Source organism: Sedimentibacter saalensis (assembly GCF_007830175.1).
Classification (GTDB): Bacteria; Bacillota; Clostridia; order Tissierellales; family Sedimentibacteraceae; genus Sedimentibacter; species Sedimentibacter saalensis.
In genome coordinates this window covers 494,501-511,010 of record NZ_VLKH01000001.1, presented here as the reverse complement: position 1 = coordinate 511,010, position 16,510 = coordinate 494,501, and the positions used below count along the sequence as shown (strand labels likewise).

Below are 16,510 nucleotides of genomic sequence, written 5' to 3'. Positions count from 1 at the left end.
TTATTTAAATTTTGATGTTAAACTTAAAACTCTCTTCCTCAATTCATCTTCAGTCTGTTTTTTAGAGAGTGAGCAGTCGATTATATCTGCAAGTTCAGCCATTTCAGCCTCTTTCATTCCCTTTGTTGTAACTGCTGGAGTTCCTATTCTCAATCCGCTTGTTACAAACGGGCTTTGAGGATCAAATGGAATTGTGTTTTTATTTGTTGTTATGTGAATTTCATCAAGCATCTTTTCTGCTTCCTTGCCAGTGAGGCCTTTGTTTTGCAAATCAAGGAGCATAAGGTGGTTATCTGTTCCGCCGGACACGATTCTGAATCCTTTGTTCATCAACTCTGTAGACAGTGTCTTTGCATTGTTGACGATCTGCTGCTGGTATACATTGAAGTCTTGTTCCATGGCTTCCTTGAAGCAAACAGCTTTGGCTGCAATAACATGCATCAGCGGGCCACCTTGTATTCCAGGGAAAATTGCCTTGTCAATCTTCTGGGCAAATTCGCTCTTGCACAAAATCATACCGCCTCTTGGGCCTCTCAGTGTCTTGTGAGTAGTTGTAGTTACAAAATCTGCATATTCAACAGGATTTGGATGAAGTTTTGCAGCAACAAGTCCTGCAATGTGAGCCATGTCAACCATGAAGTAAGCTCCCACTTCATCTGCAATTTCTCTGAAAGCCTTGAAGTCTATGAATCTTGAGTATGCGCTGGCACCTGCAACTATCATTTTAGGCTTTTCACGTTTTGCAATTTCTCTGACCTGATCGTAGTCAATGGTTTCAGTTTCTTTGTTTACACCGTAAAAAACAACGTTGAAGTATGAGCCTGACATGTTTACAGGGCTGCCGTGTGTAAGGTGTCCTCCGTGTGACAAGTCCATTCCCAGGATTTTATCTCCGGGTTTTAATACTGAAAAATAAACTCCGAAGTTTGCATTGGATCCTGAATGAGGCTGTACGTTGGCATGATCTGCACCGAATATTTTCTTTGCTCTGTCTCTTGCCAGATTTTCAACCTTATCTACAAATTCGCATCCTCCGTAGTATCTTTTGCCCGGATATCCTTCAGCATACTTGTTTGTAAGATGGCTTCCCATTGCCTGCAGAACTGCTTCTGAAACAAAGTTCTCTGAAGCAATAAGCTCGATGTTTATGTTTTGTCTTTCTTTTTCTTCCATCATTGCATTGTAAAGATCAATGTCGTATTTTTCAACTAAATCAAAATTCATGAATTCCTCCTAAATGTATATTCTTGGGAGTCTTTTTCCCAGGTTGGTCAAAACTTCATATGAAATGGTACCTCTCATGTTTGCCACATCTTCAGCTGTCATTGCACCGTCAGTTCCATCTCCGTACACAATTGCTACATCATCTATTTGTGGATTTTCAACTTCTGATAAGTCAACCATGAACTGATCCATGCATACTTTGCCCAGGATTCTGCACTTAACTCCCTTGATTACAACATAACCCTTGTTAGACAAAAGTCTTGAGTATCCATCTGCATATCCTAGCGGAATAGTTCCAACAACTGTTGGCTTTTCAGTTTTGAACAGGTGTCCGTAGCCTATTCCTTCACCTGCTTCCAATGTTTTTACATTGGCAACTCTTGCTTTTAATGTTGCACAAATTTCGAATTTGTATTCTTCCTTGCTTACTTCATCAGAAGGATAAAATCCGTAAAGGATTATGCCCGGTCGCACCATGTTGAAGTAATACTCGGGCATCTCAATGATTGTTGCGCTGTTTGCAATGTGTTTTACAGGTATTTCAACGTTTCTTTCTTCGAGCATCTTCATGAAATCAATGAATCTTCCTGCCTGCATGTGTGCAGTAGTTTTGTCTTTTTCATCGGCCTTAGCCTGATGTGAAAAAGCTCCTATTACTTTTATATTTTTAAGTTTTGAAATTTCAGCAACTTTGTCGGCATTTTCTTCAGTTGGGAGGAAACCAAGCCTGTTCATTCCTGTTTCTACCTTAATGTGAATTTTTGCTGTCTTGTTCAATTTTTCAGCTGTCTTGTTCAATTTAACAGCATGTTCGTAATTGTAAATTGTAAGAGTGATGTCTTCGTTTATAGCATCTTCGTAGAATTCCTCATTTGTATATCCAAGAACCAAAATATCTTTACCCTTAATTTCCTGGCGAAGTTCAAAAGCTTCTCCTATTACAGCAACAGCAAACATGTCTGCGCCGTTTTCAAGATACATTTTTGACATTTCAATTGCACCCAAACCGTAGCAGTCGGCTTTTACAACAGCGCATACTTTTACGTTGGGACCAACAGCTCTTCTCACTTCCAGAAAGTTATGAATAGCTTTTTCTCTGTTAATTTCGACCCAGGCAGGCCTTAATTTTACGTTCATTTATATTGATTCCTCCTAATAAATTACTTATTAGCTAATTATATCAAAACGTGGTGATTAAATCAATGAATAGTAAAAAAATTGTATTTAAAAACCACATATTTATGAAAAATATGTTTACAACAGCGTCAAATTTTATTATTATATGGGAAGTAATTGAAAAAGGAGATAGTATGAGCGTATTAGACGTAAGAAATGTAACCCATGGCTTCGGAGCCCGCGCAATATTGGAAAATGTGTCATTCAGACTTCTAAAAGGCGAGCATGTTGCTCTCATCGGAGCAAACGGCGAAGGTAAGTCTACATTTTTAAATATTATAACTGGAAAACTCATGCCTGATGAAGGTACTGTTGAATGGTCAAAAAGAGTGACAGTTGGCTACCTTGACCAGCACTCAGCCCTGAAGGCAGGTACAACGATCAGACAAAATTTAAGGCTTGCATTTGATGACTTGTTCAAAATGGAACAGGAACTTTTATCATTGTATGAAAACATGGCAACAGCCGATGATGATGAAGTGAACAAGATGATGGAAGATGCAGCGGATATACAGACTATTCTTGACAGCAGCGGATTTTACATTATAGATTCAAAAATTGAAGAAGTAGCCAACGGTTTAGGACTTGGAGACATAGGCCTTGACAAGCCTGTTGATGAGCTTAGCGGAGGACAGAGAACCAAGGTTCTGTTGACAAAGCTATTGCTTCAAAACCCAACAATACTTCTGCTGGATGAGCCTACAAACTACCTGGATGAAAACCACATTCAGTGGCTTACAAATTACCTGCAGAATTATGAAAATGCATTTATCCTTATATCACACGACATTCCTTTCATAAACAATGTGTGCAACATAATTTACCACGTTGAGAACTGTGCTCTGACAAGGTATGTTGGAAACTACGAGGAATTTACAAGAATTTATGAATTGAACAAGGCCAAGGAAGAAAGAGAATATGAAAAGCAGCAAAAAGAAATAGGAAAGCTGGAAGATTTCATAGCAAGAAACAAAGCCCGCGTTGCTACAAGAGGAATGGCAAACAGCCGTATGAAGCAGCTTGAAAAGATGGATATACTGGAGCGTCCGAGAGACAAGCCGAAACCAACATTCAAGTTCAAGGAAACAAAAGCTCCAAGCCGCTTCCTAATAGATGCCAAAGACCTTGTAATAGGTTATGACCATCCACTTACAAAACCTCTTAACTTCCAGGTTGAGAGAAACAAAAAGATTGCCCTTGTGGGAGTAAACGGTCTTGGAAAGTCAACGCTGCTCAAGACAATGCTTGGAATTATACCTCCCATCAGCGGTTCTGTGACATTCGGGGAGAATGTTGCTTATGGCTACTTTGAGCAGGAAGATTCAAGAAACAACACAAAGACAGCCCTCGATGAGGTGTGGGGAGAATATCCTTCTCTTACAAATCATGAGGTGAGGCTTGAGCTGGCCAGATGCGGACTAACCACAGAAAACATCACAAGCATGATGAAGGTCTTGTCCGGCGGAGAAAATGCCAAGGTAAGGCTGTGCAAAATACTTTTGAAGGAACTTAACTTTTTAATTCTGGATGAGCCTACAAACCATCTTGACCCTGAAGCTAAGGATGAGCTGGAAAAGGCACTGAGGGAATTCAAGGGAACAATTCTTCTTGTAAGCCATGAGCCTTATTTCTATGAAAGCTTTGTGACAGATGTATGGAACATCGAAGACTTCACAACAAAAATCGTATAATAAATTAAGAGTTAAGAGTGAAGAATTAAATATTAAATGAAAAAACTAGGCAATGCCTTGTTCAGTTAGATGACAAGTTTATTTCAATTATGTAGGGGAGGGTCTCGTGCCCTCCCGCGGGCGGATACAAGATCCACCCCTACAATCCGAATAAACATATTATCAAGTCTGAACTAGCAGCCTAGTTTTTTATTGTTTAATTAAATATCAGTATTACATCTATTATCCCGTCAAAACCGCCGTATAGGTCATACAGCTGAGCTGTGGAGCCTGATTTTATGTCTGATTTCGAACCGGCCTTGAAGCTTGTTACATTGCCGGAGCCGTCCGTTGTCAGGTTGTAGACTGTAACTGATGATGAATATTCCATGTATGTGATGCCGTCTATCAACAGCTGGTTTGAGTAAACCTGTGTGATTTTTATTTTATCTGTTTCGGAAGTAACTTTTTCAACGCTTGTTATAACTCCGTTCACTATTACAGCCTTAACGTATGAATTGAGCACTGTTGAAACCTTTGTGCCTGCAGCTGATGAGTTTGAAACTGAGAACACGTTGCTGCTGTTGTAAAACTGCACGTGGCTTGTGCTTGAATCTATTTTTGTAATGCCCTTTATGACTCCATAAATTGTTCCGTTGTAGCTTTGCGGAGTTTCCGGGGTAACAGTCACATAGCTTGTCGGCTTAATTCCTTTTGTAAGGTAAAGAGCTTCAACTTCTCCTTTGTAACCAATTACTGCCTTTCCCTCCAGATAAGTGTCCAGCTGGCTTAACTCAAGGAGCTGGTACTTGCCGTTTTGTTCATATACAATATAAGTGTCAGGAGACATCCAGTATCCGTTTGATAATGTGTGTGTCTGTTGGTTGTAGTTGTTGGCAATATACTTTGCAGGCATGTAGTTTATTATTTTCACATTGCCGCTTGAAACAGGGTCAAATGCCACAAAGTCTCTTTCTTTCAAGTTAGTGTACTTAAAGAGTCCCGTTCCGGACTCAGTCACTGTTACTACGCTTGAATTGTCAGCCAGTGAATAAGTTTTAAGCGCTCCGTATTCGTCCAGTATTTTAGCTGACACATTTCCGTTAGTGCTGTTGGCAGAACTTATGACAATTCCAAATGTTGATGGATATTTGCCGTAATTAAGTATTTCAAGTTTAATGATATTGTTGTTTTTGTCCAGTATTAGATTTACATTGTCATTTACAGATGCTTTTTCAGTAAATATAAAATTATCACCAGTCTTGTAGCTTATGCTGTTAACTGTGTAATATGTTGCATTGCCGGAAGTCTGAACATCAGTTACAATTCCGCTTGTCTGGGATCTGACTACATCAAGAGTAAGATTAGTTACTTTGTCTGATTCATTTGTTTCATAAAAATATACAACGTCATTGGTCTTTATATCTTCCAGTGAAGAGGCAGCACCGTTTATGTGAAGCTTAGCCTGGTTTATTTCATTGCTGCTTGTTACAGGCAGTTGTTTCCCGGCAAAGTACTTGCTTCCTGTGTTGTACAGGTCTGTTCTTCCAATTACTTTAACTGCCGTTTGCTTGTAGGCAATTATTCCTATTACATCCCCGTTGAAAGAGTCATCTTCATAAACTACTTTAATGCGGCTTTTTTCAAGATTGTTGAAGTTTCCCTTCTTGCCGTTTATTACTATTGGTATTTCAGGAAGTTGAAATGCTCTCACATTTCCATAATCATCTGTTACAAATATTACTCTGTTTGAGAGCAGGCTTGTTACCGTTCCTGTAAATTCGTTGTATCTTGGATTGTTTACATACACGGTCTTGCCTGAGTTGTTGTAATAAACATCCCACTTGTTGAACAAATAATCAGTATAATCAAAGCTTTCGATTTTTAAATCACTTAATGTAATTACCCTTGTTTCTTTTTTACCTAGCAGTGACATCAGAGTTTTGTCAGTAAGAGTTACACCACCTGTACCCTTTGATTTTACAATCATACAGTCAAGGGCGTTATCAAGCATTACTGTTATGTCTCTTCTGGATGCAAATACTTTAGAAGTGTCCACATCCTGAAACAAGTTCAGTTCCAGTGCTTTTTTATAATAGTTGCTGGGCCACTGTCCTGAAAGCGATTCATCGCTGTATCCCAGAAGCCTTACAATCATTGTGTATGCTTCTTCAAATTTAATAAGGTTATCCGGACCATATGTAGTTGGAGAAATTCCTTTAACTATGTTCAGTACATTTGCCAGTTCAACATAGCTTTCTGCCCAATGCCCGTGCATATCCTCATATACAGAGGTCATGTTCTTGGAATACTCATAATAACCTGCAGCCACAGTCATCATTTTAGCCATTTCAGCTCGCGTAACAGACTTGTCAGGCTTGAATGTGCCGTCAGGATACCCCTGAATAATTCCGTAGCTTGACAACAAGCCTACGGATTCTTCCAGAACAGAATCTTTGCTTATATCAGGAAAGCTTGATGCATATGAGACATTAGAAACACTGAGGGCTAGTATTGCAATCAATGTTATTAACGATAATTTTTTCATTTTATTTGCACCTGTCTAACAATATTTATAATAATCTTGGCATGAACTCCTGCCAGAAATTGCTGTTCAGCAATAAAAAAATACTATAAATGTATAGTATTTCTTATAACAATTATAGTATATAAAACCCATTATAGTATTACATTAACATTACAATGGTGCGTATTTTCCCTGTAGGCTGTTTCTTTTCTTAAGTTCTTTGTCTATGTCGGATAAAACCTTAAGCTTATTGAGTGTCCACCTTGGTTCAATTAAATCAGATTTCTTTCCGTCACCTGTCAGCCTGTGGATAACTATGTCCTCATTAAGAAGTTCCAAAGAATCACAGATTAACTCCACATATTCATCATGAGACATGACATTGAAATGAGTGTTGAGGTAAAACTTTGCCAGATCCGTGTTTTGAAGTATGTGCAGCATGTGAATTTTTACCCCCCAGGGTCTTAATGCTGAAACATAGGATATATTTTTAAGCATTTGTTCTCTGTCTTCTCCGGGAAGCCCCATTATCAGGTGGATTACAGTCCTTATGTTCTTGGTTTTAAGCATTTTTGCAGTCTTTTCAAACACATCAAGACTATAGCCTCTTCTTATTAAATTTGCAGTAGAATTGTTTATTGTCTGAAGGCCCAGCTCAACCCATAAGAATGTCTTTTCATTTAGTTCAGCAAGAAGTTCAAGAACTTCTTCGCTGATGCAGTCAGGTCTTGTAGCTATGGCAATTCCTTTAATATTTTCACAGATTAATGCTTCGTTGAATTTTTTCCTCAGGTTTTCAACAGTGTCATATGTGTTTGTATAACTTTGAAAATAAGCGATGTATGTGCTGCTTTTCCATTTTCTTGACATTATTTCTCTTTGCTCATTAATTTGTTCTGAAATTGACTTGCAAGATTCGGAGTTAAAATCACCGGAGCCCCTTTCACTGCAGAAAATACAGCCTCTGACCCCAATTGTGCCGTCTCTGTTTGGACACGTAAATCCGCCGTCAATCGACAATTTAATTGCTTTTTCTCCAAAAAAATCTTTCATTTCATAATCCAAAGTATGATAATTTTTGTCGTTCCACATATTATTCACCGCACATTTCTATAAGTTATACACAGGCTCTCTAAAATGTTTAGAGAAGTTATACACAAATTTAATGCTTTTTTTGGTACTTGTCAACAGATTTATCCACAAATGTGCACATTTTAGATTAAAAAGGTGAAAATGTGCACATAATCTTATTTCATATTTTTTGAAAAACTTGTCGAATTATATTTTTAAATAAAACATGAATAATAATTGCTAATAAGTTAATAACTATATCAGATAATACTTTTTTTATCTTCTTCCAAATCATAAAAATATCCGGCAATTGTTGCTGGATATTTTTATGCGCAGAATCAGAATATATAAAATTTGTGAACAAGCAATATTATTTTAGTCAGAATCACCGTAATACCGTGATTTTTACGGATTATGAAGGATTAAATGCTTCAGATTCATTTCACTTGTGTTTGACTAAAAAAAACATCTATTATATAATGATACGAATAATCGACAGAGGTATGAATATGAAAAAGAGAATGTTAGGGAACACAGGGATGGAGGTTTCTGTCATAGGATTTGGCGGAATACCTATACAAAGGGTAAATCAGGAAGAAGCGACAAAAATAGTGTTGGAGTGCAGAGACAGAGGAATAAACTTTATCGATACTGCAAGAGGATACACAGTAAGCGAAGAATATATTGGAAATGCACTTAAAAAAGCAGGACGTGAAAACTTTTATATTGCAACAAAGGCAATGGGATATGACTATGAATCAATGAAAAATTTCATAGAAGAAAGCTTAAAAACAATGCAGCTTGATTATATTGATCTGTACCAAGTTCACAACGTAAGCAAAATGGAACAGCTTGATACTGTTCTTTCAGAAAACGGTGCATTAAAGGCACTGGTGGAAGCAAAAGAAAAGGGACTCATTAAACACATAGGAATCACCGGACACATAAGAGAAATATTACTTAAGGCAATTGAAAATGACGAATTTGAAACTGTTCAATTTCCATTTAATCCTGTTGAATCTCAAGGAACGGAACTGTTTACAAAAGCTCTTGAAAAAGGAATGGGAACAATAGCAATGAAGCCTATTGCAGGAGGGGCCTTTGGCAAAGGAAAATTGTCTCTTAAATACATAATGAACAGCAATTTAATTACAGTGGCTATTCCCGGTATGGATTCAGTAAGCCAGGTTGCAGAAAATGCTGCCATTGGTATAGATGGTGAACCTTTGACACAAGAAGAAATGGAAGAAATTAAAAAAGAAGTTGAATCCTTAGGAAATGATTTCTGCAGACGATGCGGATACTGCAAGCCATGTCCTGAAGGAATAGACATACCTAATGTGTTTGTATATGAAGGATATGCCATAAGATATAATCTGCCTGAATACGGAAAGCTGAAGTATGACGGAATGCCGGTAAAAGCAGATGCATGTGTGAGATGCAGAAAATGTGAAAGAAAATGTCCATACAATCTGCATATTGTGGATAAACTTAAACATGCCGTAGAAACATTTAAAAATTTAGAATAATAAATGTAACGTACATACAAAGACTCAATCCAAGGATTGAAGTTAGACTATAGACAAAACCCGACGCTGTCATCCTGAACGTTAGTGAAGGATCTCATCTTTGTTGTAAATATGAGATTCATCGAGCAAGCTCTCAGAATGACAACGTCCATATATAAGTTTTGTCATTATTCCAGACTCAATCCAAGGATTGGGTTTTTTGCTTTTTTGCATAATAGATTTTTCTGTGGTTATATTAATGGTATTGCAAAATAATAAGTTATTTCATGTATAATCATTAATTAATATTACATAACTTATTGATTAAAAAATATTAAGGAGAAATTTATGGCAGAAAAAAAATTTAAATTAGGCCTTATTTCCAAGATTATAATTGGTATAATAGTAGGTCTTATATTGGGAAGCGTCGCTCCAAGCTGGATAAACCGAATATTTGTCACATTCAGTTCCATATTCGGCAATTTCCTTGGCTTTATAATTCCGTTGCTCATATTGGGATTTGTAACTGCAGGTATTGCTGAGCTGGGAACAGGGGCAGGAAAACTTCTGGGAATAACAGTTGGTATAGCATACGGCTTCACTCTTATTTCAGGATTTGCCGCATATTTTGTGGCTTCGACATTGCTGCCGACAATAATAACACCTGACACTGCAAGCGGAATAACGGAAGCAAAGGCAGCATTGGAACCATACTTTACGGTTCAAATGCCGGCTATTATGCAAGTTGTTTCAGCTCTTATTCTTGCTTTTATACTGGGACTTGGAATTTCAGCAATCAATAACGAACCTCTCAGAAAAGCAGCAGATGGTTTTCAAAAAATAATTACAAAGGTAATAGAAAGCATAGTTATTCCTCTTCTTCCTTACTATATTGTAGGAGTTTTTGTGAACATGACATACACAGGGCAGGTTGCAACGGTATTTTCTGTTTTCTGGAAAGTATTCTTAATAGTTATAGCAATGCACCTGGTAATAATAGTATTTCAGTTTGCAGTGGGTTGCTCAATAAGCAAAAAAAACTTGTTCAAATCTCTTAGAATTCAGGTAACAGGGTATATGACTGCACTGGGAACACAATCTTCAGCAGCGACAATACCGGTAAATCTGCAGTGCTCAGAAAGAATGAACATATCAAAGGGAATAAGAGAGTTTGTTATACCGCTTTGTGCAACAACTCACATGTCCGGCAGTACAATTACATTAACAACTTGTGCCATGTCAGTTATGCTTCTTAATGGATATCCCATTGAATTGAATCTTTTTGCTGGATTCATAGCTATGCTTGGAATTACCATAGTGGCAGCTCCTGGTGTCCCCGGAGGAGCAGTTATGGCATCCCTGGGGCTTTTGGAACTAATATTGGGATTCACGGAACCGATGCTGGCGTTGATGATTGCCTTGTATATTGCACAGGACAGCTTCGGAACAGCATGTAATGTATCAGGTGACCAGGCGGTTGCCATGATAGTTGATACAATCAGCAAGGAATAAAAATCAGCCATGTCTGTCCCAGCAGGAAGACATGGCTGATTCATGAAATAATTTGTACAAAATTATTGTAAATTTACAAAATTATGTATAAAATATAATCACCAATTAAAAAGGAGAAAATTATGCGAGACTATGGAGTTTTTGATATTCTGGGACCTGTGATGATTGGACCGTCAAGCTCCCATACTGCCGGAGCAGCAAGACTTGCGAAAGTGGCCGGAAATATTGCAGGAAGCAACATAAAAAGAGTTGAATTTATGCTGCATGGTTCATTTGGGCAAACATACAAAGGACATGGAACAGACAAGGCGTTGATTGCCGGAATATTGAACATGGACCCATGGGACGAAAATTTGAAACGCTCGTTTGAAATTGCAGAGGAAAAGGGAATTGAAGTAATTTTTACAGTGGAAGACATGGGAGATGTTCATCCAAATACAGTGAAGTTCATAATAACAAATGAAGACGGACGAGTAACTGAAGTTACAGGTTCATCAATAGGTGGAGGAAATATTTTTATTTTCGATATTGACGGACAAAGTGTGGAGTTCACAGGAGAAAAACCGACCCTTCTCACTCAGCACAAAGACATGCCGGGGGTGATTTCAAAAATATCTTCGCTTTTTTATGATGAAAACATGAACATTGGAACAATGAAAGTATATAGAAGCGGAAAAGGAAAAGCAACCATGGCTCTGGAAACAGACAGTATGATACCTGATGAAATAATAAACAAAATCAAGGAAATGGAAGAAGTTGAAAATGTAGAGTTTATAAATCCTATTTTGGAGGGAGGAGCATAAATGTTTGTTTCCAGCGGAAGAGAATTAACAGAAATTTGCAGAGAAGAAAACTTGACCATATATGAATACACAATAAGAGAAGAAGCAGAAAAAAGCGGTCTAAGCCGTGAAAAAGTCATTGAAAAAATGAAAGGAACCCTACATGTAATGATGAACTCCGCTTCCTACGCACAGGAAAATGAAATAAAATCAGTGAGCGGCCTGATAGGTGGAGATGCATATAAAATAAGGCAGTATGCAGACGGCGAAAAAACACTGACAGGAGATTTCATGAACAGGGCCATGGCAAGAGCCATATCTTCGTCAGAAGTGAATGCTGCCATGGGAAAAATAGTTGCATGCCCTACTGCAGGTTCCTGCGGGATTGTGCCTGCAGTTGTTATTTCAGCAGGAGAAAAGCTTAATAAAACAGAAGAAGATTTAATAAATGCTTTGTTTACGGCTTCAGGGGTGGGAATAATAATTGCCAAAAATGCAACACTGGCAGGAGCCGAAGGAGGCTGTCAGGCTGAATGCGGTTCTGCAGCTGCCATGGCATCAGCAGCAGTTGTTGAAATGATGGGAGGATCTCCCGAGCAGGCATTGAATGCTGCAGCCATAGTGTTCAAGAATGTCATGGGTCTGGTTTGTGACCCTGTTGCAGGACTTGTAGAGGTTCCATGCGCCAAGAGAAACATTGCAGGAACAGTGAGCGCACTTACAACTGCAGATTTGGCCATGAGCGGCGTAGAAAGTAAAATCCCATTTGATGAAGTAGTATGGGCGATGCACAAGGTAGGAAAGGCACTTCCTTCAGAGCTTAGAGAAACTGCAATGGGAGGAATTGCAATAACACCAACAGGCCAAAGGCTGAAAAAAGAAATATTCGGGGAATAATCCGGAGGGGAAACCCTCCTTTTTAATTTTTATCTCAAATGTGTTGACAAAAAAGTTTGTTTTGGATAAACTTATACTGTTATTTAATCTTAGCTTCTGCAATATTATGGAAGAGTATCGAAGTGGTCATAACGAGCCGCACTCGAAATGCGGTTGCCTTCCGGGGCACGTGGGTTCAAATCCCACCTCTTCCGCTTTACCTAACAAATATGTCCGACCGATAGTGAGGGATTATTGCTGGTAGGTCAAACGCAATGAATGACATTTACAAAATAATCGCAGGATCAATTAATCAAATTAATTGGTCATTATTTTTAAGGAGCTGATTAAATGAAAGACATTGACATGGCTAAAGAGTTTTTGGACAATGAAAAACTTTCTTTGGCAATAGTCAAGAATGGGAAACTTGTCTTCTCAAGCACAGGAATAGGAATCAAACCATTATTTACCGCTGTTGAACAGCTTAAAGATGAACTTGAAGGTTCAAGCGTTGCAGACAAGGTTACAGGCAAGGCTGCTGCAATGCTTTGTAAATATGCTAAAATCAAAGAACTGCATACGCATCTCATTTCAGAAAATGCCTTAGCAGTCTTAAAGGAATCACCGATGATTTTGGAGTATGATGAATCAGCTCCATATATAATAAACCGAGATAAAACAGGAATGTGTCCTGTTGAAACTCTGTCACTTAAGACAAATGACATAGACGAACTAAAGTCAGGAATAAAGAATTTTTTAGAAAGCATAGGTTTATTATGAAAATAGCCGTTATAGATGGAATGGGTGGAGGAATCGGAAGCCAGGTAGTTGAAAGACTGAAGTCTTTGAACAACAGCGAAATTGAAATCATCGCCCTGGGTACTAACTCTCAAGCCACTTCCAACATGTTGAAATCCGGAGCCCATGAAGGAGCAACGGGAGAAAATGCAATAGCATGGAACTGTATGAAAGTTGACATTATTATAGGACCGCTGGCCATAATAGCCGCCAATTCCATGATGGGTGAAATAAGCCCTAAGATGTCTGAGGCAATAGCAAGCAGCCCGGCGAGAAAACTTCTCCTTCCTGTAAGCAAGTGCAACATAGATGTTGTTGGTCTGGAAGACATGCAGTTTAAAACAATTTTCAACGAACTTACTTCTACAATGAAAAAAATATTGAATGAAAAAAACCATGAAGGTTAACACGTTAATTTTCATGGTTTTTTTGTAAAACAAATATAAAAATAATAGAAATCAGGAGATATATTATGAATAATAAAATTACAACAAAAGAAATTGTTTTGGGTGGGCTTTTGCTAGCAACAGGATTAATACTACCAATGATATTTCATTTGTTTGGGCTTACAGGTCAAATAGCTTTGCCTATGCATATACCTGTTTTAATTGGGGGATTCTTGCTTTCACCCTCGTTAGCCCTGAGCTTGGGAATCATTACACCCCTTGTAAGCAGCGTATTAACAGGTATGCCTGTTTTATTTCCCATGGCAGTTATTATGATGGTTGAGCTTGGCACATATGCACTGACAGCTTCACTTTTGTCAGGAAAAATGAAAATGAAGATTATACCTTCCCTGATAGGTGCAATGGCCGCCGGAAGAATAGCAGCAGGTATTACTGTAGCGGCGCTGGTTGCACTGTTCGGTGTAAAGATGAATCCTGTTCTTTACATAAAGGGAGCAGTAATAGCAGGTATTCCAGGAATAATCATTCAACTGCTATTTGTACCGTCTATTGTGTATGTCTTAGTAAATATTAATAATAGAGCTAAAAGTAGACAATAATTTGAATAAGGTTGAAAATAATATTGAAAATTTTTTGATTTATGATATATTAAAATTAACATATGTTTGTAATCATTGGTAAACTATAGTAAAATGTTTATCTTTTTTCGATTTATTATGAAGCTTAATGTCGTTATGATTGGGATATATTACATAAGAAAAAGGGAAGTTTAAAATGGATAATGAAGTTATAAAACTACCAACTATTAAAGAGCAAGTTTATAAAATTATAAAAGACAAAATAATAGCAGGTGAAATAAAGCCGGGAGAATGGCTGCAGGAAAGTAAGCTGGCAAAGATTTTAAATGTCAGCAGATCACCAGTCCGTGAAGCATTAAAAGAATTAGTGGGTGAAGGCCTTTTGGAAAACATTCCAAATAAAGGTGTATTTGTTAAAATATTAAGCAAAAAGGACATATACAATATTTTTGAATTTAGAGAGGTTATGGAAAAGTTCGCCATAGAGAAATCTGTGGAAGTTGCAACAGAAGAAGATTTCGAAATGTTGGATAAAATATATGCAAAGTTGAAAAAGAAATATGATAAAAATGATGTTAAGGAATACTGCAAGTTAGATGCAGAATTACATAACATGCTCTTTACCATCAGCAGAAATGAAATAATTTCAAACATGGTAAATAATGTTAATCCCTTGCTTCAACCGTTTAGAACAATATCATTAAGCAGAGATGGCAGATTCAAGGAGTCGCTTGAGGAACATAGAGGATTAGTTGAAGGAATCAAAGAAAGAAATTTCGAAAAAGCTTGGAAATATAATAACATTCATCTTAAGTTGGCAAGAGATGTAATAATTGAATATCTAGATTCGTTAAACATAAGCAATCAGTAAGAACGAATGAACAGCGCCTGTACAAGGGGCTGTTTTTTTTGCAAAAATGAAAAAAATAATGTTGACATATGTTTTTATTAGTATTATTATTAAAGTGTAGATTGTATACATCATACACCATACATAATAAATTCAATCAAGAAAAGTGCTGAAAATTTAATAAGTTTGGATCGTTTGTAAATTATATAATTAAGATTTTTAGCATTAATTAATTGTCAAGGAGGAAAGAGTTGATAAAATTTAAATTGCCTTACTATAAAGGATACCTAGATGTTATGGTTGAAGACAAGAACTTAAAAGGTATTCTGGAAAATAAAATGCATGAATTTAAAACTGATAAAAGTCAGCAGGAAATTGTTCTAGAGTCACTTGAAAATCCAATTGGATCAAGAAAACTTTCAGAACTATCTGTAGGTAAGAAAAAAGTGTTGATTGTAACAAGCGATCACACAAGAAGTGTGCCCAGTAGGATTACGTTGCCAATTTTACTGAGTGAAGTGAGGAAGGGTAATCCTGAGGCGGACATAACAATAATAATTGCAACGGGGTTGCATAGAGCCACAACAGATGAAGAGCAGAGAAACATGTTTGGAGATGAAATAGTTGATAGTGAAAAAATAGTAGTTCACAATGCGTTTGATGATGCACAGCTTCAATATGTTTGTCAACTTCCTTCCGGTGCTTCTTTCTCGGTGAACAAGTTGGCTTTGGAATGTGATCTGCTTGTAACAGAAGGCTTTATTGAGCCTCATTTCTTTGCAGGTTTTTCAGGAGGCAGAAAGAGTATATTGCCTGGAATCAGTTCTGCTGTGACAGTAAATGAAAACCATTCATCAAGGGCAATTGCCGAAGTAAATTCCAGAAGTGGAATTATTAAGGGTAATATAATTCATGAAGATATGCTGACTGCTGCAAAAAAAATAGAGGTAGATTTTATTTTGAATGTTGCATTAAACAGCAAAAAAGAAATAATTGCTTCATTTGCCGGCGACTTAGAAAAGGCTCATGAAGAAGGATGTGAATTTGTTACTGATTTATCCAAAGCTCCAGCATTGACAGGAGATATTGTAATTACTTCTGTAGGGGGATATCCGTTGGATCAAAATTTATACCAAAGTCCAAAAGCTGCTTCTACTGCTGAAGTATGTGCAGGTGATTCCGGCGTTATTATTTTAGTAGCTTCATGCATAGATGGAATAGGAGGAACTCATTTTGAAAATTTAATGTTGTCTGGAACTTCAGAAGAGATTTTTGAGAGATTAATGAGTATACCACCTAAAGAAACAATTCCGGAGCAATGGTGTGCACAAATTTTTTCGCAGATGATGTTAAAACATAAAATCATTTTGGTAACGGATTATTTGAAACCTGATCTTGTAAGACGTTTGAATATGATTCCAGCTTCTACTCCAGATGAAGCATTAGCAATTGCATATTCTATTAAGGGAAATGATGCGAAAGTAGTTGTGATTCCTGATGGAGTGTCTGTAATTGCTGTAAAAAAATAAAG

At 37.3% G+C, this 16,510-nt stretch carries 14 protein-coding genes and 1 tRNA gene; 11 read left to right on the top strand and 4 right to left on the bottom strand.

Features of this window, described 5'->3' with window-relative positions:
• Together LY60_RS02300 and alr are read right to left on the bottom strand one after the other, a co-directional pair.
• Positions 1-1,176, bottom strand: a complete 1,176-nt coding sequence (locus LY60_RS02300) for a serine hydroxymethyltransferase (RefSeq protein ID WP_246145351.1) — start codon at positions 1,174-1,176, stop codon at positions 1-3.
• 57 nt (positions 1,177-1,233) lie between these two features.
• A complete protein-coding gene (gene alr / locus LY60_RS02295) occupies positions 1,234-2,361 on the bottom strand; it encodes an alanine racemase (protein ID WP_145079415.1) in 1,128 nt (375 codons plus the stop codon).
• Positions 2,362-2,534: 173 nt separating this feature from the next.
• Here alr and LY60_RS02290 point away from each other — a divergent pair, with 173 nt between their 5' ends.
• Positions 2,535-4,091 carry an ABC-F family ATP-binding cassette domain-containing protein gene (locus LY60_RS02290; protein WP_145079412.1) on the top strand — a complete coding sequence of 519 codons (1,557 nt, stop codon included), beginning with the start codon at positions 2,535-2,537 and terminating at the stop codon, positions 4,089-4,091.
• 196 nt (positions 4,092-4,287) lie between these two features.
• Here LY60_RS02290 and LY60_RS02285 read toward each other — a convergent pair whose 3' ends face one another.
• Positions 4,288-6,618, bottom strand: a complete 2,331-nt coding sequence (locus tag LY60_RS02285) for an S-layer homology domain-containing protein (RefSeq protein ID WP_145079409.1) — start codon at positions 6,616-6,618, stop codon at positions 4,288-4,290.
• A gap of 150 nt (positions 6,619-6,768) precedes the next feature.
• Positions 6,769-7,689: a tRNA modification radical SAM protein MnmL/YtqA gene (mnmL, locus tag LY60_RS02280; RefSeq protein WP_212633439.1), complete on the bottom strand. Its 921-nt coding sequence runs from the start codon at positions 7,687-7,689 to the stop codon at positions 6,769-6,771.
• A gap of 488 nt (positions 7,690-8,177) precedes the next feature.
• Between mnmL and LY60_RS02275 the strand changes: the two genes are divergently transcribed.
• The 10 genes from LY60_RS02275 (at position 8,178) to larA (ending at position 16,508) form a co-directional block, all read left to right on the top strand.
• Positions 8,178-9,197 (top strand): aldo/keto reductase, encoded by a 1,020-nt coding sequence (locus LY60_RS02275; protein WP_145079403.1) that lies wholly within the window; start codon positions 8,178-8,180, stop codon positions 9,195-9,197.
• A gap of 327 nt (positions 9,198-9,524) precedes the next feature.
• Positions 9,525-10,688 (top strand): dicarboxylate/amino acid:cation symporter, encoded by a 1,164-nt coding sequence (locus tag LY60_RS02270; RefSeq protein WP_145079400.1) that lies wholly within the window; start codon positions 9,525-9,527, stop codon positions 10,686-10,688.
• 122 nt (positions 10,689-10,810) lie between these two features.
• The gene (gene sdaAB, locus LY60_RS02265; protein ID WP_019229514.1) at positions 10,811-11,491 is read left to right on the top strand and encodes an L-serine ammonia-lyase, iron-sulfur-dependent subunit beta; all 681 of its coding nucleotides are present in this window, start codon (positions 10,811-10,813) and stop codon (positions 11,489-11,491) included.
• Positions 11,492-12,367 (top strand): L-serine ammonia-lyase, iron-sulfur-dependent, subunit alpha, encoded by an 876-nt coding sequence (sdaAA, locus tag LY60_RS02260; protein ID WP_145079397.1) that lies wholly within the window; start codon positions 11,492-11,494, stop codon positions 12,365-12,367.
• Between the two features lie 108 nt (positions 12,368-12,475).
• Positions 12,476-12,561 (top strand) — tRNA-Ser (locus tag LY60_RS02255).
• A gap of 136 nt (positions 12,562-12,697) precedes the next feature.
• A complete protein-coding gene (locus tag LY60_RS02250) occupies positions 12,698-13,126 on the top strand; it encodes a DUF1893 domain-containing protein (protein WP_145079394.1) in 429 nt (142 codons plus the stop codon).
• Positions 13,123-13,551, top strand: a complete 429-nt coding sequence (locus LY60_RS02245) for a DUF3842 family protein (protein WP_145079392.1) — start codon at positions 13,123-13,125, stop codon at positions 13,549-13,551. Before LY60_RS02250 ends, LY60_RS02245 begins: the two co-directional genes overlap by 4 nt.
• Before the next feature lie 65 nt (positions 13,552-13,616).
• Positions 13,617-14,150: an ECF transporter S component gene (locus LY60_RS02240; protein WP_145079389.1), complete on the top strand. Its 534-nt coding sequence runs from the start codon at positions 13,617-13,619 to the stop codon at positions 14,148-14,150.
• Positions 14,151-14,325: 175 nt separating this feature from the next.
• Complete coding sequence (locus LY60_RS02235; protein WP_145079386.1) at positions 14,326-15,000, top strand: GntR family transcriptional regulator; 675 nt, start codon at positions 14,326-14,328, stop codon at positions 14,998-15,000.
• A gap of 230 nt (positions 15,001-15,230) precedes the next feature.
• Positions 15,231-16,508, top strand: coding sequence for a nickel-dependent lactate racemase (larA, locus tag LY60_RS02230; RefSeq protein ID WP_145079383.1), 1,278 nt, complete (start codon positions 15,231-15,233; stop codon positions 16,506-16,508).
• The last annotated feature ends 2 nt before the right edge of the window (positions 16,509-16,510 follow it).